We start from the raw sequence: 20011 nt of genomic DNA on the forward strand, positions 1-20011 counted from the left end.
CGCTTTCCAAGGACTCATGGCCCATGGGGGGCTGCAACTCCGAATGGCGGACACCCCAATGGCCGCAGGGGCTCTCGCTCCGTGATTAGTCCATGCGGGTGAGTGACCAAAGGGCCCCGGACGTGGGGTTCGAGGGCGCTCGTGAACCCGTGAACCGGGTTCTGTTCCCCTTATGGCGACCTGTCGCCACAGAGATGGGCGGCCTGCCCACCGTTCGGCCGTACGAAAGACGCCCGATGGGCCAATGTCCGGGCTCGGGCGTCCTCGGTGGGGACGGGGCGGGTGTGGCGTCCGCGCCGGGTGCGAGCGGATCAGCCGCTCGGACGCGTGCGGGGTTCCAGCGGACCGGCCGCCCGGGCGTCTCCGCGTCCGCCCTCCGGCGCTGCACCCGGTTCCCCAGCGCGACGGCGAGGCACAGCGCCGCGGCCGTGGCAGCCAACTGGGTCGGTGCGGCAGTGAAGAGGCCGAGCGGGACGGTAGCGAGGGCCGCCGCCGCGGCGGCGGCCCGCAGCCAGGGGCCGCCCAGGCGCAGGACGCGCCGGAACCACGCGTGCCCGCACAGGAAGAGCGCGAGTCCCACACCCACGTACAGCGCCCCGGCGGTCGTGGCGGGCTCCAGGGCGTGTCCGGGCATCTTCTTCACACCGGCGGCGAAGACGAGCACGCCGAGCAGCAGCGGGATGTGCGCGTAGTTGTACGCGTTCACGGCGGCTACGGCGCGTGCCGTGTCGCACTGACGGGCGAGGGCCGCCTCGGCCGCACCACGTCCGGCCGGAAGTGGATCCACCACAGGCGCGCGGCGACGACCGGCGTCAGCACCGCGGTCGCGACCAGCGAGAAGTCGAACGGCATTCCGGAGGCGCCGATCGCGATGGCGATCAGTGACTCCCCGGACGCGATGATCATGATCAGTCCGTGGCGCTCGACGAAGTGTTCCGGCCGGATCGTGAATCCGGCGAGCCGGCCGTGGAGCCGGGGCGCCAGTGCCTCGATCAGCAGCGCGGCGGTCCAGAGCAGGAACTGTGCCGTGCCGCCGAGGAACGCGCCGAGCAGGACCAGCGCCGCGCTGGTGAGGTTGAACGGCGCGAGCCGCAGGATGGCCCGGCTCGCCGCGGCGCTGCTGGTGCGCGAGAACAGCCCCGCGTGGACGAGCGCGACCAGGGCGTAGCCCGCCGCGAAGACGTTGGCCTCGGCGCCTTGCTCGAGGGCCCGCGGGATGGCGAGCGCCATCACCAGGAACCCGACCATGCTGGTGAAGAGCAGCATCCTGCGGCGATCCGTGCAGGGCGGGAGCTCGTTGGTGAGCCAGACGTAGGCGTTGAACATCCACCGGATCAGGCCGAACACCACGACGGCCCACGCGGCTCCGCCGAAGCTGGTGTCCTCGCCCAGCACCTCGGTCAGCTGGGTGGCGGTGACGACGAAGACGAGATCGAAGAAAGGTTCGATCGTCGTGGCGCCGTGCGGGCTCGACCCCGCGGGTGGTCGCCGACGGAACGGACATCACCACTGCTCGCCGGACCGGTCCCGTACCGCCGGCCCGGGCGGGCCGGGGCGCCCGAACCACCGTCCGGCCAGGGCCGGTTCCCCGGCGAGCCGGAGTGCCGGCGCCGACAGTCGCGCGGCCTGGCGGTCGAGATGGAGGAGGTACTCGTACACCCACCAGGACCGGCATGTGCGGGGCGTGACCCCGGACAGCGCGACACGCTCGTCCGGCGGCCCGCCCGCCGGGTCCCGCACGTCGGTCCGCTCCAGCCGGTCCCCGAGCCGGGTGTAGAACGTGGCGAGCTGCGACGCGAGGTCGCCGAGCCGGAAGCGGTCGGGGTCCTGGTCCAGCACGACCTGCGACTGCCGGGCGAGCCCGCTCGTCGTCATCCGCAGCCAGACGGCGGAGGAGGACAGGAAGCACAGGTCCGCCCGCTCCATCCCGCGGGAGACGGGCTCGGCCAGGAAACCGCGCAGGGAGTCGTGCATGTGGCGGGTCTCGGGCGACGACGAGGTCAGACGCACGCACGGACGGGTGGTGACGAAGCCCAGCGCCCATCCGGTGGACGCGGTCAGGTCCCGGCCGCCCAGTCGGAACACCTCGGCCATGTTGCTCCGCAGGACTCCCGCGGCGCCGCGGGGCCACATGAGCGCCCCGACGAGCAGGCTGACCGCGGCCCCGACGGCCACGTCCTGCAACCGGACGAGCCCCAACTGCCAGCCCGAGGGGGAGATCAGCGTGTAGAGGCAGAGGACGACCACGGTGAATGCCGCCTGGCCGACCGCGTCGGGCAGGGCGCCGGGGCTGAACGCGGCGAGCCACACGACGACGGGGAACACCGCCCACACGACGGCCGAATCGCTGCCCGCGAGACCGATCAGGACACCCCCCACGACGACGCCCGCGACCGTCCCCAGCAGGGCGACCACGGCCCGGGACCCGGTGGAGGCGACGCTCGTGCGCAGCACGGCGAGCACGCCGAGCAGCGCCCAGAAACCCCGGTCGAGCCCCGCCAGGTGGACGACGACGATGGTCAGCGCCATGGCGACCGCCGAGCGCAGCGCGTTGACGAACCAGATCGAGTCCATGGTCGCCGAGTCCCGCCAGGCCGTGACGACGCTGCTGTGGCGCGCCCGGCCGGCCACGTGCCGCAGCGACGACGACCCGCACGGGGCGACGGCCCGGCGCCAGGCGATGTGCGGCCGGTGGGAGGGAGGCCGGCGCACCGCCCGCACGGTCTCCACCGCGGTGGTCGCCGCCGCTTCACCGATGTTGGCGGTGTAGAAGGCGTGGGAGACGAACGTCCCGGACGGCGGGGACTCCTGGTCCATGCAGTCCACCCGCGTCCCGTACGCCGCCAGGAGCCGCCGGAGCTGCGTCACGTCGGGCTCCGGGCTCTCGCCGTCGAGGAAGTCAGCGGTCCTGCACAGCAGTTCGGCGGACGCCTCCAGGAGTTCGGTCTCGGGCCCGTCCGCCCGGCTCAGACCTCCCACGCACCGGTTCGCGGCCTCGCCGATCAGCCCCTTGGCCCAGAGGAGCGCCCCGACCACGTCCGTCAGTGCCCGGTCGGCCGACCTGGTGCCGCTCGGCTGGTGCATCCCGGAGGCGAACTCCGTGAGCATCGTCCCTACGGCCTTCTCCGAGGACCTCGCCTCGTCCGGCCCCGACGTGCCGTCCAGCAGCGCCGACAGATGGCCGCCGAGCGCCCGCGTCGTGCGCGAGACCGCCAATCGGAAGGAGTCCTCGCCGGAGGGGGCCCTCACCAGCAGCGCGGCGATGCCTCCGGCCGCGACCCCGAGGCACCAGCCGCCGACACGCACGGGCAGTTCGGACAGCGGCGCGGGGGTGGAGGCCGCCAGCACGTAGCCCAGCAGCGCGGCCGTCGCGCCCGACCCGCCGTGTGGGCCCTCGATCGCGAAGTAGTAGGCGAGGAAGGCCAGCGGGAGCGTCACGAGCACGGCGGAGGCCAGGCTCAGCGACGCCAGACAGCCGGCGGCCACCATCAGTCCCCCGACCGCGAGCAGCAGGGCGAAGGCCAGGGCCCCGGCACTCCGGGAGCCCGTGAAGGACGCGATGACGAGGGAGGCGAACGCCCCGAATGCCGCGAATCCCGCCAGCTCCGGGTCCCCCACGACCAGCAGACCGAAGGCGAGCACCGCGGGCAGCACGACGGCGGCTCGGAAGCCGCGGAGGACGGCGTGCGCGGGGAACCGGGTGCGCAGGCCCGTCCGGTGGGGCTCCTCAGGCGGTTCCCCGGCGCTGGGCGTGACTGAATGTGCCATCGGACTCCTCTGCGTCCCACGAGGAGGCTCGGTCTCGGCCCGACGACCCCAGTCTGCGCTCCCGCCGGAGCTTCCGCCCGTGCTCACCCGGGTGCTCCCGCGCGGGCCGTGCCGTCCGGACAGGGACCCCGTACGACCGCGAGAACCGGTCCCGGCCCTGATGCCTGCCAGCGCCTCTCCCGGCCCGTACGTCTGCGCGAGCGCCCGCGGAGAGCCCACCCCCGGCACGTGCCCGCACCGGGCGGATGCCCGGAGAGACGCTGTCCCGGCAGGCGGCCGCAGGACCGCGGGCGCATCATGAAGAGATGGCTAAGGCGACGATCCTGACCGTCGACGACGATCCAGGAGTCTCCCGGGCCATCGCCCGTGATCTGCGGCGCCATTACGGCGACCGCTTCCGCGTGCTGCGCGCCACTTCGGGCGACGAGGGCCTCGAAGCCCTGCGCGAGGTCAGGCTGCGGGGCGAGGCGGTCGCCGTGATGATCGCCGACTACCGAATGCCCACCATGAACGGCGTCCAGTTCCTGGAGGCCGCCATGGACCTGTTCCCCCGGGCGCGGCGGGTGTTGCTCACCGCGTACGCGGACACGGGCGCGGCGATCGACGCGATCAACGTCGTCGATCTCGACCACTATCTGCTGAAGCCCTGGAGCCCGCCGGAGGAGAACCTCTACCCCGTGCTCGACACCCTGGTCGACATCTGGGACGCGGCATCCGACCCGGAGACGCCCGAGACGAGGCTGGTGGGCCATCGATGGTCCGCCCCCTCCTTCGCCGTACGGGAGTTCCTCGCGCGCAACCTCGTGCCGTACCGGTGGATGGCCGCCGACGAGCCCGAGGGCGCCCAGCTGCTCGAGGCGGCCGGGCTCACACCGGCGGACGTCCCCCTCGTCGTCACCGCCGAGGGCAAGGCCCTGCACGCGCCCACGGAGGCGGAACTCGCCGCCCACGTCGGCCTGCGCACCAGCCCCGCGGCCGACTTCTACGACGTCGTCGTCATCGGCGCCGGCCCGGCCGGGCTGGGCGCCGCCGTGTACGCCGCCTCCGAGGGGCTGCGCACCGTGCTCGTCGAGCGCAGTGCCACCGGCGGCCAGGCGGGGCAGAGCAGCCGGATCGAGAACTACCTGGGCTTCCCCGACGGGGTCACCGGCGCGCAGCTCACCGACCGGGCGCGACGGCAGGCGTCCCGGTTCGGCGCAGAGATACTCAGCGCCACCGAGGTGGTGGCGCTGGAGGTCGCGGGGTCCGGACGCGTCCTGCGGTTCGCGGACGGCACCTCGGTCGGCGCGCACACCGTCGTCCTCGCCACGGGGGTCACCTACCGGCGCCTCGCGGGCGCCCAGCTCGACGGCTTCTGCGGCGCCGGCGTCTTCTACGGCTCGGCGGCCTTCGAGGCGGCCAGCTGCCGCGGCGACGACGTGTACATCGTCGGCGGCGCCAACTCCGCAGGGCAGGCGGCGGTGTACTTCTCGCGCTTCGCCGCGAGGGTCCATGTGCTGCTGCGCGGCCCGGACCTGACCCACTCCATGTCCGCCTATCTGATCCAGCAGATCGAGGCCGTGCCCAACATCGACATCCATCCGTGCACCGAGGTGGCCGCCGGGGACGGGGAGGGCCATCTGGAGCGGCTGACCCTGCGGGACAACCGCTCCGGGGCCCTCAGGGAGGTCGACGCCACCTGGCTGTTCGTGTTCATCGGGGCCGAACCGCAGACGCAGTGGCTGGACGGACTGGTCGCCCGTGACGACCGGGGATTCGTCCTGACCGGCCCAGACCTCCCCGAGGCGGGCGGACGGTCGCCCCGCTGGCCGCTGGTGCGGGCGCCGTACCACCTCGAGACCAGTGTGCCCGGGGTGTTCGCGGCGGGGGACGTCCGCGCCGAGTCGGTCAAGCGCGTGGCGTCGGCGGTCGGCGAAGGAGCGATGGCCGTCACGCTCGTGCACCGCTATCTGGAGGCCCAATGACCGCCCCGGTCTCACGGGAGGTGCTCACCCCGGACGAGCTGCGCACCCTGTTCCTCTTCGAGGCGCTCGACGACGGCCAGCTGGCCTGGCTTTCCGAGCGCGGACGCGTGGAGGTGCGCGAGGCGGGAACGCCCGTGTACGCCCAGGGCGAGAGCGCGACCTGCTTCTTCGTGCTGCTCTCCGGCACCGTCGCGATCAGCCGCCAGCTCCACGGCGACGAGATCGAACTCACCCGCAGCGAGCAGCGCGGCGCCTACGGCGGGGCCACTCAGGCCTACCTCGGCGACCGCGTGGACCAGGTGTACCCGAACACGATGCGTGCGGTGACCGACGTGGAGCTGTTCGTCCTGCCCGCGTCCGAGTTCGCCACCGCCGTGCGGACCTGGTTCCCCATGGCCCTGCATCTGCTCGAAGGACTGTTCCTCGGGCTCCGGGCCAGCGACATCATCGTCGGGGAGCGCGAGCGGCTGGTCGCCCTCGGCTCGCTGACCGCCGGCCTGACCCACGAGCTCAACAACCCCGCAGCAGCGGCTGTCCGCGCCACCGACACCCTGCGTGACCGGGTGACCCGCATGCGGCACAAGCTGGCGCTGATCGCCGACGGCCGCGTCGACGGCAAGCGCCTCCACGAGCTGGTGGAGATGCAGGACGCCGCGGTGCGGCGTGCCCGGGACGCCCGCCAGCTCACGGCGATCGAGGCGGCCGACGCCGAGGACGAACTGGGCGACTGGCTGGAGGAGGCAGGGCTGGAGAACGCCTGGGACATCGCCCCCACCCTGGTCTCCGGCGGCATCGACGCCGACTGGCTCGCCGAGGCCACCGCGGAACTGTCCGACGGGAACCGCCGGTCGGCGGTGGCCTGGCTGAACTACACGGTCGACACCGAGATGTTGATGGGTGAGATCGAGGACGCGGTCCGCCGCATCTCCGGACTGGTGGAAGCGGCCCGGCAGTACTCCCAGCTGGACCGCGCCGCCCAGCAGCCCGTCGACGTCCATGAACTCCTCGACGCCACCCTGGTGATGCTCAAGGCCAAGATCCCCGCCGGAGTGCGGGTGGAGAAGGAGTACGCCGGGGACATGCCACTCGTCCCCGCGTACGGCGCGGAGCTCAACCAGGTGTGGACGAACCTCATCGACAACGCCCTCTCCGCGATGGACGGCGACGGCACCCTCACCCTCGCCACCTGGCACGAGGACGGCAAGGCGTACGTCGAGGTACGGGACACGGGCACGGGCATCGATCCCGGGATCCGCCCCCGCATCTTCGAACCGTTCTTCTCGACGAAACCGGTCGGCGAGGGGACGGGCCTCGGGCTCGACATCTCGTACCGGATCGTGGTCAACAAGCACGGCGGTGACATCCGCGTCGCCTCGCTCCCGGGCGACACCCGCTTCCGGGTCTGCCTGCCCCTCGTCCGGCCCTCCGGCGGCGAACCGCTCTGACGGCACGGCCCCGTCGCCCCGGAGGGATCGGGGCGCCGGTGCCCGCGACTGGCGATCACCCCCACCCGGCGCGAGCCTGGGGGGGGAACGAGCGCCGGCCGCGCCCACCGGACCGCGCCGGCGGCACCGAGGAACGACCGAGGAGCGGCGCCATGGCGGACGACCGGATTCCCGGGATCGACCCGACCGCACGACCCAGCGGCACCGGCTGCGCCGAGTGCCTCGCCGGGGACGGTCCGGGCTGGTGGATGCATCTGCGCCGGTGCGCCGAGTGCGGGCACATCGGGTGCTGCGACTCGTCCCCCTCGCAGCACGGCACGCGCCACGCCGTCGACGCGGGACACCCGTACCTGACGAGTTTCGAGCCGGGCGAGGACTGGTTCTGGAACGTCCGGACCGAGCAGTACTACGAGGGCGGTCCGCCGCTCGCCGAGCCCACCGCCCGCCCGCTCGGGCAGCCGGTTCCCGGCCCCGCCGGCGCCGTGCCCGCCGACTGGCAGCGGCACCTCCACTGATCCTCCCCGCCGGCCGGCGGGGAGGGCCGCCCCGGCTCAGCCGCGCAGAGCCGCCGCCACCACGGACCGGGCCTCGTCCTGGACCCTCGTCAGATGGTCCGGTCCGAGGAACGACTCGGCGTACACCTTGTAGACGTCCTCCGTGCCCGAAGGCCGCGCCGCGAACCAGGCGTTGGCGGTGGTCACCTTGATGCCGCCGATCGGTGCGCCGTTGCCCGGCGCACGGGTCAGCACCGCGGTGATCGGCTCCCCGGCCAGGGTGTCCGCGGTCACCTGCTCGGGGGAGAGCCGGCTCAGCACGGCCTTCTCCTCACGGGTCGCGGGAGCGTCGACCCGGGCGTAGGCCGGTTCGCCGAACCGCTCGGTGAGCGAGGCGTAGTGGCGGCTGGGCGACACCCCCGTCACGGCCAGGATCTCGGACGCGAGCAGGGCGAGCACGATGCCGTCCTTGTCGGTCGTCCACACCGAGCCGTCCCGCCGCAGGAACGAGGCGCCGGCGGACTCCTCACCGCCGAAGCCGAGTGAGCCGTCGAGCAGCCCGTCCACGAACCACTTGAACCCGACCGGTACTTCGCGCAGCTCCCGCCCGAGGTCGGCCGCCACCCGGTCGATCATGCTCGACGACACCAGCGTCTTGCCGACCGCCGCTCCGGCCGGCCACTGGGCGCGGTGGCCGTAGAGGTACGAGATCGCCGTGGACAGATAGTGGTTGGGGTTCATGAGCCCGCCGTCCGGGGTGACGATGCCGTGCCGGTCGGAGTCGGCGTCGTTGCCCGTGGCGATCTGGAACCGGTCGCGCTGCTCGATCAGCGACGCCATCGCGTAGGGGGAGGAGCAGTCCATGCGGATCCTGCCGTCCCAGTCCAGCGTCATGAAGCGCCACGCCGGGTCCGTGAGCGGGTTGACGACGGTCAGATCGAGGCGGTGCTGCTCGGCGATGCGGCCCCAGTACGCCACGGAGGCCCCGCCGAGCGGATCGGCCCCGATGCGCACCCCCGCGGCGCGCACCGCGTCGAGGTCGAGCACGGACGGCAGGTCGGACACGTAGGAACCCAGGAAGTCGTACCGTCCGGTCGTCGCGGCTGACAGCGCCCGGGCCCAGGGGACGCGCCGTACGTCCTTCAGCCCGCCGGTGATGATCACGTTGGCGCGGTCCTGGATCCAGCCGGTCGCCTCGGAACCGGCGGGGCCGCCGTTCGGCGGGTTGTACTTGAAGCCTCCGTCCGACGGGGGATTGTGCGACGGCGTGACCACCACGCCGTCGGCCAGACCGGAGGCGCGGCCGCGGTTGTGGACGAGGATGGCGTGCGAGACGGCCGGGGTGGGGGTGTAGCCGTCGGCCTCGTCGACCAGCACGGTGACGCCGTTGGCCGCGAACACCTCGACCGCCGTGACCTTCGCGGGTTCGGACAGCGCATGGGTGTCGGCGCCGAGGAACAGCGGCCCGTCGATGCCCTGCCGGCTCCGGTACTCGCAGATCGCCTGGCTGGTCGCGGCGATGTGGTCCTCGTTGAAGGCCGTGGCGAGCGAGGACCCGCGGTGCCCCGAGGTGCCGAAGGCGACCCGCTGCGCGGGGTCCGCCGGATCGGGGTGCAGTGCGTAGTACGCCGTCACCAGCCGAGGCACATCGATGAGGTCCTCCGGCCGCGCCGGCTGTCCTGCGCGCTCGTTCGGCATCCGTTCCACTCCTCCGCATCGGTGGGCGCGATCAGTGCACCTGCCATGATCGCTCGTCAGTCGCCCCTCGTCCGGTTGCCCCTCCGCACGTACGTGCCGGGGGCACCCGCAGTCGGGCATGCCCAGCGTGCGCCCACGCACGCGCCCCGCACCGGCGATTCTCCGGAATCCTGCCCCGTCCCACCCGCGGGCGGCCGCCCGCCCTCCCGAATGTCTCCGCCCGTCCGGGGCGCATCGGCCCTGATCACCTACACTCGCCGGATGGCGAAGTACTTCGACGTCCATCCCGAGAACCCGCAGCGCCGCACCATCAACACCGTGGCCGACACCATCCGGTCCGACGGTCTCGTCGTGTACCCGACGGACTCCTGTTTCGCCCTGGGCTGCCGCCTCGGCAGCCGGGAGGGCATCAACCGGATCCGCTCGATCCGCGACCTCGACGACCGCCACCACTTCACCCTCGTGTGCCGGGACTTCGCCCAGCTCGGCCAGTTCGTGCACGTCGACAAGGACGTCTTCCGGGCGGTCAAGGCAGCCACCCCCGGCAGCTACACGTTCATCCTGCCGGCGACCAAGGAGGTGCCGCGCCAACTGCTGCACCCGAAGAAGAAGACAGTCGGCGTCCGCATCCCCGACCATGTCGTCGCGCAGGCGCTCGTCGAGGAACTCGGCGAGCCCCTGCTGTCCAGCACCCTCCTCCTGCCCGGCGAGGACGAGCCGATGACGCAGGGCTGGGAGATCAAGGAGCGGCTCGACCACGTGGTGGACGCCGTGCTCGACTCCGGCGACTGCGGCACCGAGCCGACCACCGTCATCGACTTCTCCGGTGGCGAACCGGAGATCGTGCGCCGGGGCGCCGGCGACACCGCGCGGTTCGAGTAGGCCCTCGGGGAGTGTTCTGTCTCATTCGATCTTGCCCATCGGTGGAGCTCTGACCAGGGGTGATGCAAGGGCAGGTGAGGCGGGGCTTTGACGGATTCCCATTGCGCCGGCGGGACGTGTTCGCTGGGGACGGCGACCGCTGGGGCGCCCCCCGTGCCAAGCTGCTGGCCGGGGAGAAGCGGACGGCGGCCGAGCCGACGGTGCTCACCGCCCTCAAGCCGGAGAGGGAACAGGCCGGGCGCCTCGCCGAACTCGCCTCTGCCCTGCACGTACGTCCAGGGCGCCGACGGGCTGCCGGGCAACATACCGGCGCATGGTCGGCGCGCAGCTCGACCTGAATAGCCCTCGCGCAGCGCACACTGGGCGGCCTTGCCGGTCAGCCACTTCAGCGACAGCTCGGTGCTGTGCCGGTAGTGGTAGCGGACCGGGAGGGGCAGCAGGTCGTCCGGGCCGTGGGCGATCCGGTGTCGGGTGATCACGGGTTCGACGCCGCGCTTCGCCGGCGCTGAAGACGTTCAGCGGTCCTTGACTGATCTAGCGCGGGCCATGCCGGGCTCACGGCCTGCACGGGCGCCAATCGTCTCCAACAGCAGCAGATCGGCTCCAGACTGGGCGAGACGGTCCTGCAGGAGTCGGTGCGGGAAGGAGAAGCCGCTTCCTAGGCGGTAGACCAGAACATGGCTCTCCGCTTCGTGGAGCAGACGGGCCAATCGCAGTGGAGTACGCTTTCGGGCGACCAGCACCAGCCTGATACTCCAGTGGTACACGGCGGCCGAGCCTCCTACGCGCAGCGCGCGCCCCATGGCCATTGCGGCTCCGAGTAGCACCCCCACCACCGACGCTTGCACCCTCGGCCCGGCAGGACGAGCAACGCCAGTGTCAGTGTCGTGGCCGTGGTCACCAGGGCCAGGGCGGCGAGGCCTGCTGCAAGAGCGAATCGGGTGGATCTGTGGATTCCTTCGTTGGGCACGCGTCTGTGCTCTCGCAGCGCTGGCAGCAGACGGTCACCAGCGGAAGTCGGCGTGATTGCTGGGCACAGTCTTGCCGTGCGGTCATTCCTCAAGGGATGACTTGTTGAGCTTTCTCCTCTGCCCTGCTGCGTGTCTGACGAGACTCTCGTACGTGGGACTGCCCGCGTTCGCGTAGAGCTGCTCCAGGCTCCGCCGAAACCTGCTGACAGCCCTGCCCTCGGCACTCGACATGGCCGGCCTCCGTCGCCAGTCGCGCTCCCGGAAGTCTCCGGAAGACTCCCATTGCGGCTCTGACCGGGCTAAAGGCTGTACCAGCGCTCCGCGGCGAATCGCCGGAAACACCTCCGGAAGTCTTCACTGCCACTACGACGGCAAGTCGTTGTCATGGCACGTCAGTTGAGGAGACGACGTCATGAACGACACTTCTTCACCTCGTACCGGCAAGGGCAGGCAAGACGGACCCGCTCTATGACGCAGTACCTGGTTGAGCTCGGTGCCCTGGTGACCTTGCTGGGCGCGGCAACGACCATGTACGCAGTGGCAGGCGTCGAGGCCTTCTCCATGGTGATCAGCGCTGGAGTGGGGCTCTTTGCCACCTGGCGATCACGATGCTGACCGACGTATCCACCGCTGAACCTGGCAGCGTGGCCACCGCTCGGGTCACGGAAGCGGTGCAAGCGCAGGGTTCGCAACTGACGGGGCTCCCGTGCTGTTGCGAGAGGTGCTCGGTGCCTCAACCACCGGCACAGGAGCCCTGTTGGCTCTCTCCTGCCGCACTCGGCCTCCCGCGCACCCGTCCGTGGGCCAGATGCTCTTCGTCGACCTTTGGGAAGAATAGTCAAGACCTGTGGATTCGGTGTGGTTCAGCGGTACGACGCACTCGCGGTGAGCGCGCTGACCGGCCCCGCCGACGAGCCCCTGCGCTACACCCCGCATGACTTCCGAAGGATCTTCGTCACCGACGCCCTGCGCTCCGGCCTTCCCGCGCACACCGCCGCCCGCATCTGCGGCCACCGGGCCGTCGGCTCCGCGCTCGGGCATGCCCGATTTCCGTGGCGTCGTCGCGCGCATCGACTCCGAACAGCGAAACGAGGATGCGGAGCAGCAGTCATGAGGGCTACAACGAGGGGATGACCGTCTTCCTCTGTTCCAAGTGCGGAACCGCGATCACGCCGGAGCCGGCCGAGCTTGCCGCCATCCCTGACGTCTCCGACGACGAGCGTGACCGGGACAAGGAGACACGCCGGGCACCTTCGACCGTTCCGCGGGGCTGCTACGTGATCGATCCAGAGCCCTGGGGACCTCCCTACGTCGTGCAGGAGGATCAGGAGGACCCGAAGCCGGCTCAGTCGCGCGGACCTGTGGTCTGCCGGGAAGAAGGCTGCGTCATCTCGGCGGGCAGCCGACAGGCAGTGCTGCTGCATCCGGATGACGCCGCCGGCCTGCAGCCACTGCCCAACTGGGAGAACAGCAAAGGGTGCTGCGGACCGACAGGCGACGAGGGGCTCAACCGAGCCTGCCCCTGCGGTGCTCCGGTCGCGACCCTCACGGCCGATTGCTTCGGGCCCTACGAACTGCGCCTCGACCCCGTCCGGACCTACGCGTTCTCCCAGTAGGACCGCGAAGCGCACGAAACGCCCGGCGGAACACGTCCACCTGACTTCTTCGCGATTGCTTTCCGTTCGTGCACTTTGGCTCGCAGACGGATGCGTCGCTGAACTGGGCTGGACAGGGCCGCCAACCGGCGGTAGCCGATGAGGGCTGCGGCTATGCCGACGAAGGCGAGGAAGTGTTCGGCCTTACGTTCGTAGCGGCGGTGCAGGCGTCGGCACCCGGCGAGCCAGGAACCCGTCCTTTCGGCCACCCAGCGGTGGCGGACCAGCCGCTTGGAGGACTCGATGCCCTTGCGGGCCATGCGATGGCGGATTCACCGCTGACGGAGCCATCGACGCAGGTGGTCGTAGTCGTACCCCTTGTCGGCGTGCAGCTTCGCGGGCCTTCGGCGCCGGGGCCGCGGCGGGAGCGGTGGGCGGGATACCGCGCACGAGCGGCTTCGGGCCGTCACGGCCGGGCCTGCTCGTACGAGATGAACCCATCACATACAGAACGGTGGTTCTGCTAGCGTCCTCCACAAGAAGAACAGCTATTCTTTTTGTAGGAGGTGTGGTGCCTCGGCTCACCGACGCGCGCAAGGAACTCCGGCGTACTCAGATCGCCGAGGCCGCTGTTCGTTGTTTCAGCCGCAACGGGCTGGAGCGGACCTCGATCGCCGACATCACCGCCGAGTCCGGCCTCTCGGCCGGCTCGATCTATGCGCACTACCGCAACAAAGCCGACCTGGTCGGGGCCTCCGCCCGCGAGGTGCTTGCCAGGCGCGCCGACGTCCTCGGCGAGTACGCCGCGTCCGACGCCCCACCCGGCCCCGACGAACTGCTCTCCCGCCTGATCGCAGCGATCGACCCCGCCGAGGCCCGGGTCGGCGTGCAGACCTGGGGTGAGGCGACCACCGACCCGGCCATCCACGGCATCGTCGTCGACATGACCGACCGGATGCGCGCGATGCTGCACGACTGCGTCACGGCCTGGCTCATCAAGGTCGAGCACCACGAGCCGCCCCGAGCCCGGGAGCGCGCCGTCCCGATCGCCCACCGGGTCATGGCGCTCTACCAGGCCGAACTGCTGTACACCGCCTTGCGAACACCGACCGAGGAGACAGCGTCATGACCACCCCGACCGCTTCCTTAGCCGCCCGTACCGTTTTCCGGATCGGCTACGGCGCATTGCAGCTCGAGCGCCTGCACGATCGCCGCGGCGAGGCCGTCGCGTTGCTGCGCCGCGCGATCGAGCTGGGCGTCGACCATGTGGACACCGCCCAGTTCTACGGCTTCGGTTTCGCCAACGACGTGATCCGCGAGGTACTGCGCCCCGAGGACGGCGTCCTGGTCGTCACGAAGGTCGGCGCCGACCCCGACCCGGGCGGGGATCTGCCGTTGCGTCTGGCCCAGCGGCCCGAGCAGCTGCGCGCCGGTGTCGAGGACAACCTGCGCAGTCTCGGTCTCGACCGGCTCCCTGTGGTCAACCTGCGGCGCCTCGACTCCGGCCCCGGGCTGCGTCCCGAGGGCGACCAGGTCGTCGACCTCGACGACCAGCTCGCGGTGATGACCGCCCTGCGCGAGGAGGGCAAGATCGGCGCGATCGGCCTGAGCGGCATCACCCTCGACGTCCTGCGCCGCGCCCTGCCGGCGGGCATCGTCTGCGTGCAGAACGCGTACAGTCTCGTCTCCCGCGATGACGAGGACATGCTGCAGCTGTGCGCGTCCGAGGGCATCGCCTGGGTGCCGTTCTTCCCGCTCGGCGGAGCCGTCCCCGGCGTGCCCAAGGTCACCGACGAGCCGGCGGTGCTCGCCGCGGCCGGGTCCCTGGGCGTCACGCCCTCCCAAGTCGGCCTCGCCTGGCTGCTGCACCACGCCCCCAACGTGCTGCTCATCCCCGGCACCGCCAACGCCGCCCACTTGGAGGCCAACGTGGCGGTCGGCGTCATCACCCTCGACGCCGAGACCCTCGCCACCCTCGATGCCATCGAGTCCCGCTCCAGCGAAGTCCCCATCGGCTGACCGGAGCGGCCCGGGCCGCGACCACGCCCCACGCCGGACACCCCTGACGAACCGTCAGGCAATGCCGGGAAACCCCGCTCCACCAGGCTCCAAGGACGGATCATGAAGGCCATCATCTACCGCGACAACGGCGCCCCCGACGTTCTCCGGTTCGTCGACCGCGACCTGCAGGCGCCCGGCCCCGGCGAGGTTCGCGTCCGGGTCGCCGTGTCCGGGGTCAACCCGACCGACGTGCAGGCGCGCTCCGGCGCCGGCCATCCCAAGCGCTTCTCCGAGATCACCCCGCACCTCGACGGCGCCGGCACGATCGACGCTGTCGGTGAGGGTGTCGACCAGAGCCGGGTCGGTCAGCGGGTCTGGCTGTTCATGGCGGCCGCCGGGCGGCCCACCGGCACCGCCGCCGAGTTCACCGTCGTACCCGCCGGCCAGGCCGTGCCGCTGCCCGACGAGGCCGGCTTCGACGTGGGCGCCGCACTCGGAGTCCCCGCGTTGACCGCGCACCGCGCGCTCACCGTCGCCGAGGACGGGCCGCGTCGGCTGCGGCCCGGGGCGCTCGATGGAAAGGTGGTGCTCGCCGCGGGCGGGGCCGGAGCGGTCGGGCACGCGGTGATCCAGCTCGCCCGATGGGCCGGCGCTACCGTGATCAGCACGATCAGCAGCCCGGAGAAGGCCAGGCTGGCCACCGCCGCAGGAGCCCACCATGTGATCAACTACCGCGAGGGCGACCCGGCCGCCGAGATCCGCAGTATCGCCCCGGACGGCGTCGACATCGTCGCAGAGGTGGCGCTGGGCACGAACCTCGCACTGGACCTGGCCGTGCTGCGAACTGGCGGCACGATCTCGACCTACGCCAACGACGGTGGCAAGCCGGTCGAACTGAACGTGCTTCAGAACATGGTGCTGAACACACGCCTCCAGTTCCTGGTGCTCTACACGGCCGGTCCGGAGCCGCGCGCCGCGGCCGCCGAGGACGTCGCCGCCGCAGTGCGCGACGGCGCGCTGCCGGTCGGCGAGGAGCACGGCCTGCGGCTGATCCGCTTTCCCCTCGACCGCACCGCCGACGCGCACCGGGCGGTCGAGAGCCGCGCGGTCGGCAAAGTCCTTGTGGACGTCGGGCCCTGACGTCCAGTCGGCCTCCGCGCGCCCACCCGGCTGCCCCGGGGAACCCGGTAGGGAGCCGCAGGGTGGGCGGTGTCACCTCGACCTCTGTCCGGCGCGCGGCCGGTGCCCACCCCGGGCGGCCGTGGGCCGGTCGGCCGTGACGGCCCGGCACCCGCCTCCGGCCGACGCGGACGCTCCGGGCGCGGACTTCCGCATCGGTCACGCCCGACAGCCGGGCATGAGAGGTGTCCGGCGCGCAGGCCAGAACCCGTCCGTCGCCGGCATCCACCGGGCGCTCGCCGAGCTCGCCGAGCGCGAGGCGTACCCCGAAGCCGTCGAGCAGGCGCATGCCGACTTCGCGGCCCCAGGGCAGGTGAACTCCCCGGCCCGCGAGCCGCCACAGCGGAACCGGCGCGGTGACACAAGGCTGCGTCGACGGCTGCCGCTCGTTCCCGTTCCGGTACTCCCCAAGGGACGAGTGACCGCAGGGGCCCGGACGCCTCCCGGGCCCCGCCCCGCACCGTCCGTGACGCCCGTGCGGCACCGAAACCCCTCCGCGCCCGGGGCTCCCGCACCGGCCACGGTCCCGCGCGCCGCCGGGTGCCGCGCCCGGGGCTCCCGCACCGGCCGGGTCACGCCCTGCCGTGCGCCTTCTGCGAGTGCCGTGCCAACGAGTCGAGGACCACCGCGGCGAGCAGCACACACCCCGTGATCACCGACTGCATCGGCGTCGGGATGCCCAGCAGGACCATGCCCGACGCGATCGACTGGATGACGAGCATGCCCAGCAGCACGGACCATGTCGTCCCCCGCCCGCCGAACAGGCTGACCCCGCCGATCACGGCCGCGGCGATCGCGTTGATCAGGAGGATGCTGGAGCCCGACGTCTGGCCGACCGCGGCCACTCTGGAGGCCAGGAAGAGCCCGCCGACCGCGGCCAGCGTCCCGGACACCATGAACGCCGAGATCCGCAGCCACACCACGTTGACCCCGGCACGGCGGGCCGCCTCGCGACCGCCGCCGATGGCGACGATCTTGCGGCCGTAGAAGGTGCGACGCAACACGAAGTCCAGGCCGACGACGAAGGCCAGGAAGATCAGCAGGGCGAGCGGCAGGCCCTGGAAGCGGTTCAGGACGTACGCGGCGGCGAACGCGACCACCGCCACCGCGGCGGTGCGCACGACGACGACGCTGAGCGGCCGGTACATCACACCGACGGACCGGCGCCGGCGGGAGTCCCGGTACGACGCGAGGAAGAACACGGCCACGCTCAGGGCGGCCAGCCCGTAGGCGACCGCGGTCTCCCGGAAGTAGTAGCTGGTCAGGGCATGGATGAAGCCCGTTTCGGGGAGGTTGATGGTGCCGCTGGCGCCCAGGACGTACAGCATGAGCCCGTTCCAGGCCAGCAGACCCGCCAGTGTGACGACGAAGGCCGGGACGCCGAGCCGGGCCGAGAAGAAGCCCTGGGCGGCGCCGATCGCCGCCCCCACCACCAGCGCCGCGAGTACGGCCGCCCACTCCGGCATGCCCTGGTTCACGTTGAGCACGGCGAACACGGCCGCCGTGAGCCCGCTGACGGAGCCGACGGACAGGTCCACGTCGCCGAGGAGCAGCACGAAGACCAGACCGAGCGCGATCATGCCCGTGCCGACGATGTCGATGCTGAGGTTGGACAGATTGCGCGGAGAGAGAAACTGCTGGTCCAGGCTCTGAAAGATGATCCACAGCAGGGCGACGGCGGCGACTCCCGGGACCGCGCCGAACTCGCCGCTGCGCATCCGGCGGGCGAAGTCCCGGGCGTGGCTCGTGAAACCCCTGTCGGCGTCCGCGCGGCTCCGGTCGGCGCGCGCGGGGGTGCCCCGGGCCGCGCCCCCACCGGGTCCCGTGGCCCCCGTGCGCTCCGACGCCCCGGTCCGCTTCACCGCAGCACCTCCCCCCAACGGTCCCGGCGATGGGTCACGGCGTTGTTCGTGGCGCCGGTCATGGAGGAGACGATCTGCTCCTGGGAGGTGGTCGGCACGCTGAAGAAGCCGTTGTTGCGGCCGAGGTGGAGCACCGCGACCTGGTCCGCGACCGCCTTGACGTCGCCGAGGTTGTGGCTCACCAGGAGCACTCCGAGCCCTCGGTCCCGCAGCCGTTCGATCAGGTCCAGGAACTGGGCGGTCTGTCTGACCCCGAGCGCGGCGGTGGGCTCGTCCAGGATGAGCAGCCTGGGTTCGCCGAGCAGCGCGCGGGCGATGGCGACCGTCTGCCGCTGGCCCGCGGAGAGCGAGGCGACGGGCACCCGGAAACTGGGGAGGCGCGTCGACAGCGACTCCAGTACGTCCAGTTCCTGCGCCCGTCGCTCCATGGACACCTCGTCGAGGATCCCGCTCCCGCCGAGTTCGTGCCCCAGGAAGATGTTGCCGACGACGTCGAGCGTCTCGCACAGGGCGAGGTCCTGGTAGACGCTGGTGATGCCCAGGGCCTGGGCGTCACGGGGGCGGGAGATCCTCACGGGGCGGCCGTTCCACTCGATGACGCCCTTGTCGGCGGGTCCGACCCCGGTGATCACCTTGACCAGCGTGGACTTGCCCGCCCCGTTGTCGCCGACCAGGGCGACGACCTCGCCGGCGTGGATCTCCAGCTCGATGTCGGTCAGTGCCCACACGGCGCCGTACCGCTTGCTGATCCCGCGCATCGCCAGCAGTGGGGGGCTCGGCACGTGAACCATCTCCTTCGCCCGTCCCGTCCGTCGCTCCGGCAGGACGCCGCCCCGGGATACACGGTGCGGTGTCGGGCCGGCTATCCGGTGAGTCCCGCTTTCCGGCAGGCGGCTTCGACCGCCGGGGTGCAGATCTGGTCGACCGTGTAGAGGCCGTTCTCGACCACCGTGTCCTCGATGTTGCCTGCGGTCACGGGCACCAGAGGCCCCAGGACCGCGGGGATGTCGTCGTCGGTGTCGTTGCGCACCCGGTCCTGGGCGACGTCGTCGAGCTTCTCGCCGCGTCCCAGGGCGACGGCCATCTCGGCGGCGGCCTCGGCCTCCGCCTCGAAGGACTTGTAGACGGTCATGTACTGCTCGCCCTTGACGATCCTGCGGACGGCGGACAGGTCGGCGTCCTGTCCGGTGACGGGCGGCAGCGGCTTGACCCCGGCCGCCTTGAGCGCCGTGACGACACCGCCCGCCAGCCCGTCGTTCGCCGACAGCACGCCGTCGATGCGGTCCGGGCCCAGTTCGGCGATCGCGGCGGACATGTTCCGGAAGGCGTTCTCCGGTATCCAACCGCCGGTGTAGTAGGACCTGGCGATCTTCACCTTGCCCTGGAGCACGGACAGCGCGCCCCGGCGCAGATCCCGGGTGTTGGGGTCGGTGGGGTCGCCGTTCATCATCACGATCTGGCCGCCGCGGGCCTTGGGGCCCATCGCCTTGAGGAGTTCCTGGGCCTGGATCCTGCCGATCTCCTCCGAGTCGTAGCTGGAGTAGGCGGAGATGGGCCCTTGGGCGAGGCGGTCGTACGAGACCACCGGCACGTTCGCGTCCCGGGCCCGGGCGATCGAGGACCGCAGTGCCTTGTCGTCGACGGGGTCGAGGATCAGGACCCTGGCCCCCTTCGCGATCATGGACTCGATCTGCTGCTGCTGAGTGGCCACGTCCGCGGAGGCGTAGGCGTGCAGCAGCTTGCAGTCGGGGCACAGCGCCTTGACCTTCGCCTGGATGAGGGGCTTGTCGGCGGTCGCCCAGCGTGCGGTGTGGACGTCCGGGAGCAGCAGCCCGATCGTGAAGCCACCCGCGCCCGAGGTGCCGCCCGCGTCCTCGCCCGCCTCCCCGGCCGTCCCGCAGGCCGTGAGGCCGGCGAGCGCCGCGGCCGCGGTGGCGGCGGCCAGGGCGCGGGCCGGACCGCCGCGCGTCCACGGCGTCCTTCCGCCGCGGCCGCGGCGGCTCTGCGAGCGGTGAGGTGAAACCGGCACATTCCCCAATGTATGGGAAAATATGAAAAACGAGCTGTCGGGCGAGGCGGTGGAGTGGAGCGTCGGGCGCAGTTCCGCGCGGCGTGTGCGGCCGCGATCGGGAAGTGCGTGCGAGCCGAGGAG

At 71.7% G+C, this 20011-nt stretch carries 17 protein-coding genes and 1 pseudogene; 10 read left to right on the plus strand and 8 right to left on the minus strand.

Annotated elements, in window-relative coordinates; genetic code table 11:
* Nucleotides 1-85 precede the first annotated feature (85 nt).
* Genes QMZ92_RS04320 through QMZ92_RS04330 form a run of 3 tightly spaced genes read right to left on the minus strand, consistent with a single transcriptional unit; the run spans nt 86 to nt 3768 of the window.
* Nucleotides 86-706, minus strand: coding sequence for a low temperature requirement protein A (locus tag QMZ92_RS04320; protein ID WP_283295891.1), 621 nt, complete (start codon nt 704-706; stop codon nt 86-88).
* Between the two features lie 5 nt (nt 707-711).
* Nucleotides 712-1449 carry a low temperature requirement protein A gene (locus QMZ92_RS04325; RefSeq protein WP_283296015.1) on the minus strand — a complete coding sequence of 246 codons (738 nt, stop codon included), beginning with the start codon at nt 1447-1449 and terminating at the stop codon, nt 712-714.
* A 54-nt stretch (nt 1450-1503) separates the two neighbouring features.
* Nucleotides 1504-3768, minus strand: a complete 2265-nt coding sequence (locus QMZ92_RS04330; RefSeq protein ID WP_283295892.1) for an FUSC family protein — start codon at nt 3766-3768, stop codon at nt 1504-1506.
* Between the two features lie 305 nt (nt 3769-4073).
* Between QMZ92_RS04330 and QMZ92_RS04335 the strand changes: the two genes are divergently transcribed.
* The 3 genes from QMZ92_RS04335 (at nt 4074) to QMZ92_RS04345 (ending at nt 7692) form a co-directional block, all read left to right on the plus strand.
* Nucleotides 4074-5732 carry an NAD(P)/FAD-dependent oxidoreductase gene (locus QMZ92_RS04335; RefSeq protein ID WP_283295893.1) on the plus strand — a complete coding sequence of 553 codons (1659 nt, stop codon included), beginning with the start codon at nt 4074-4076 and terminating at the stop codon, nt 5730-5732.
* Nucleotides 5729-7177: an ATP-binding protein gene (locus tag QMZ92_RS04340; protein WP_283295894.1), complete on the plus strand. Its 1449-nt coding sequence runs from the start codon at nt 5729-5731 to the stop codon at nt 7175-7177. The genes QMZ92_RS04335 and QMZ92_RS04340 overlap by 4 nt, the downstream gene beginning before the upstream one ends.
* A gap of 152 nt (nt 7178-7329) precedes the next feature.
* Nucleotides 7330-7692, plus strand: a complete 363-nt coding sequence (locus QMZ92_RS04345) for a UBP-type zinc finger domain-containing protein (RefSeq protein WP_283295895.1) — start codon at nt 7330-7332, stop codon at nt 7690-7692.
* Nucleotides 7693-7728: 36 nt separating this feature from the next.
* Here the strand turns inward: QMZ92_RS04345 and pgm are convergent, their stop codons facing one another.
* A complete protein-coding gene (gene pgm, locus QMZ92_RS04350) occupies nt 7729-9369 on the minus strand; it encodes a phosphoglucomutase (alpha-D-glucose-1,6-bisphosphate-dependent) (RefSeq protein WP_283295896.1) in 1641 nt (546 codons plus the stop codon).
* Between the two features lie 261 nt (nt 9370-9630).
* Here pgm and QMZ92_RS04355 point away from each other — a divergent pair, with 261 nt between their 5' ends.
* From QMZ92_RS04355 to QMZ92_RS04370, 4 genes are all read left to right on the plus strand, one after another.
* Complete coding sequence (locus QMZ92_RS04355) at nt 9631-10251, plus strand: L-threonylcarbamoyladenylate synthase (RefSeq protein ID WP_283295897.1); 621 nt, start codon at nt 9631-9633, stop codon at nt 10249-10251.
* 116 nt (nt 10252-10367) lie between these two features.
* Nucleotides 10368-10589 (plus strand): hypothetical protein, encoded by a 222-nt coding sequence (locus QMZ92_RS04360; RefSeq protein WP_283295898.1) that lies wholly within the window; start codon nt 10368-10370, stop codon nt 10587-10589.
* 1101 nt (nt 10590-11690) lie between these two features.
* Nucleotides 11691-11837, plus strand: coding sequence for a hypothetical protein (locus tag QMZ92_RS04365; RefSeq protein ID WP_283295899.1), 147 nt, complete (start codon nt 11691-11693; stop codon nt 11835-11837).
* A 515-nt stretch (nt 11838-12352) separates the two neighbouring features.
* Complete coding sequence (locus QMZ92_RS04370) at nt 12353-12838, plus strand: hypothetical protein (RefSeq protein WP_283295900.1); 486 nt, start codon at nt 12353-12355, stop codon at nt 12836-12838.
* A gap of 128 nt (nt 12839-12966) precedes the next feature.
* Here QMZ92_RS04370 and QMZ92_RS04375 read toward each other — a convergent pair.
* Nucleotides 12967-13308, minus strand: a pseudogene (locus tag QMZ92_RS04375) (transposase); the annotation flags it as partial.
* A gap of 80 nt (nt 13309-13388) precedes the next feature.
* On the opposite strand from QMZ92_RS04375, the gene QMZ92_RS04380 reads away from it, so the two are divergent.
* From QMZ92_RS04380 to QMZ92_RS04390, 3 genes are all read left to right on the plus strand, one after another.
* Entirely contained in the window at nt 13389-13946 is a 558-nt protein-coding gene (locus QMZ92_RS04380) for a TetR/AcrR family transcriptional regulator (protein ID WP_283295901.1), read from the plus strand.
* Complete coding sequence (locus tag QMZ92_RS04385) at nt 13943-14836, plus strand: aldo/keto reductase (RefSeq protein ID WP_283295902.1); 894 nt, start codon at nt 13943-13945, stop codon at nt 14834-14836. The genes QMZ92_RS04380 and QMZ92_RS04385 overlap by 4 nt, the downstream gene beginning before the upstream one ends.
* 102 nt (nt 14837-14938) lie before the next feature.
* The gene (locus tag QMZ92_RS04390) at nt 14939-15958 is read left to right on the plus strand and encodes an NADPH:quinone reductase (RefSeq protein WP_283295903.1); all 1020 of its coding nucleotides are present in this window, start codon (nt 14939-14941) and stop codon (nt 15956-15958) included.
* Between the two features lie 611 nt (nt 15959-16569).
* Here the strand turns inward: QMZ92_RS04390 and QMZ92_RS04395 are convergent.
* From QMZ92_RS04395 to QMZ92_RS04405, 3 genes are all read right to left on the minus strand, one after another.
* Nucleotides 16570-17715, minus strand: a complete 1146-nt coding sequence (locus QMZ92_RS04395) for a sugar ABC transporter permease (RefSeq protein ID WP_283296016.1) — start codon at nt 17713-17715, stop codon at nt 16570-16572.
* Nucleotides 17716-17855: 140 nt separating this feature from the next.
* Nucleotides 17856-18650, minus strand: coding sequence for an ATP-binding cassette domain-containing protein (locus tag QMZ92_RS04400; protein ID WP_283295904.1), 795 nt, complete (start codon nt 18648-18650; stop codon nt 17856-17858).
* Between the two features lie 71 nt (nt 18651-18721).
* Nucleotides 18722-19888, minus strand: a complete 1167-nt coding sequence (locus QMZ92_RS04405; protein ID WP_283295905.1) for a sugar ABC transporter substrate-binding protein — start codon at nt 19886-19888, stop codon at nt 18722-18724.
* Between the last annotated feature and the right edge of the window lie 123 nt (nt 19889-20011).

It is taken from the genome of Streptomyces sp. HNM0645, assembly GCF_030056615.1.
In the GTDB taxonomy this organism is placed as follows: Bacteria; Actinomycetota; Actinomycetes; order Streptomycetales; family Streptomycetaceae; genus Streptomyces; species Streptomyces marianii.

What these genes read in the sequence shown, in the direction of transcription:
- QMZ92_RS04365 (WP_283295899.1), top strand. Translation starts at nt 11,691, where the DNA reads ATGACGCAGTACCTGGTTGAGCTCGGTGCCCTGGTGACCTTGCTGGGC.
- QMZ92_RS04390 (WP_283295903.1), top strand. Translation starts at nt 14,939, where the DNA reads ATGAAGGCCATCATCTACCGCGACAACGGCGCCCCCGACGTTCTCCGG.
- QMZ92_RS04330 (WP_283295892.1), bottom strand. Translation starts at nt 3,768, where the DNA reads ATGGCACATTCAGTCACGCCCAGCGCCGGGGAACCGCCTGAGGAGCCC.
- pgm (WP_283295896.1), bottom strand. Translation starts at nt 9,369, where the DNA reads ATGCCGAACGAGCGCGCAGGACAGCCGGCGCGGCCGGAGGACCTCATC.
- QMZ92_RS04335 (WP_283295893.1), top strand. Translation starts at nt 4,074, where the DNA reads ATGGCTAAGGCGACGATCCTGACCGTCGACGACGATCCAGGAGTCTCC.
- QMZ92_RS04385 (WP_283295902.1), top strand. Translation starts at nt 13,943, where the DNA reads ATGACCACCCCGACCGCTTCCTTAGCCGCCCGTACCGTTTTCCGGATC.
- QMZ92_RS04370 (WP_283295900.1), top strand. Translation starts at nt 12,353, where the DNA reads ATGACCGTCTTCCTCTGTTCCAAGTGCGGAACCGCGATCACGCCGGAG.
- QMZ92_RS04355 (WP_283295897.1), top strand. Translation starts at nt 9,631, where the DNA reads ATGGCGAAGTACTTCGACGTCCATCCCGAGAACCCGCAGCGCCGCACC.
- QMZ92_RS04345 (WP_283295895.1), top strand. Translation starts at nt 7,330, where the DNA reads ATGGCGGACGACCGGATTCCCGGGATCGACCCGACCGCACGACCCAGC.
- QMZ92_RS04340 (WP_283295894.1), top strand. Translation starts at nt 5,729, where the DNA reads ATGACCGCCCCGGTCTCACGGGAGGTGCTCACCCCGGACGAGCTGCGC.
- QMZ92_RS04395 (WP_283296016.1), bottom strand. Translation starts at nt 17,715, where the DNA reads ATGCGCAGCGGCGAGTTCGGCGCGGTCCCGGGAGTCGCCGCCGTCGCC.
- QMZ92_RS04400 (WP_283295904.1), bottom strand. Translation starts at nt 18,650, where the DNA reads ATGGTTCACGTGCCGAGCCCCCCACTGCTGGCGATGCGCGGGATCAGC.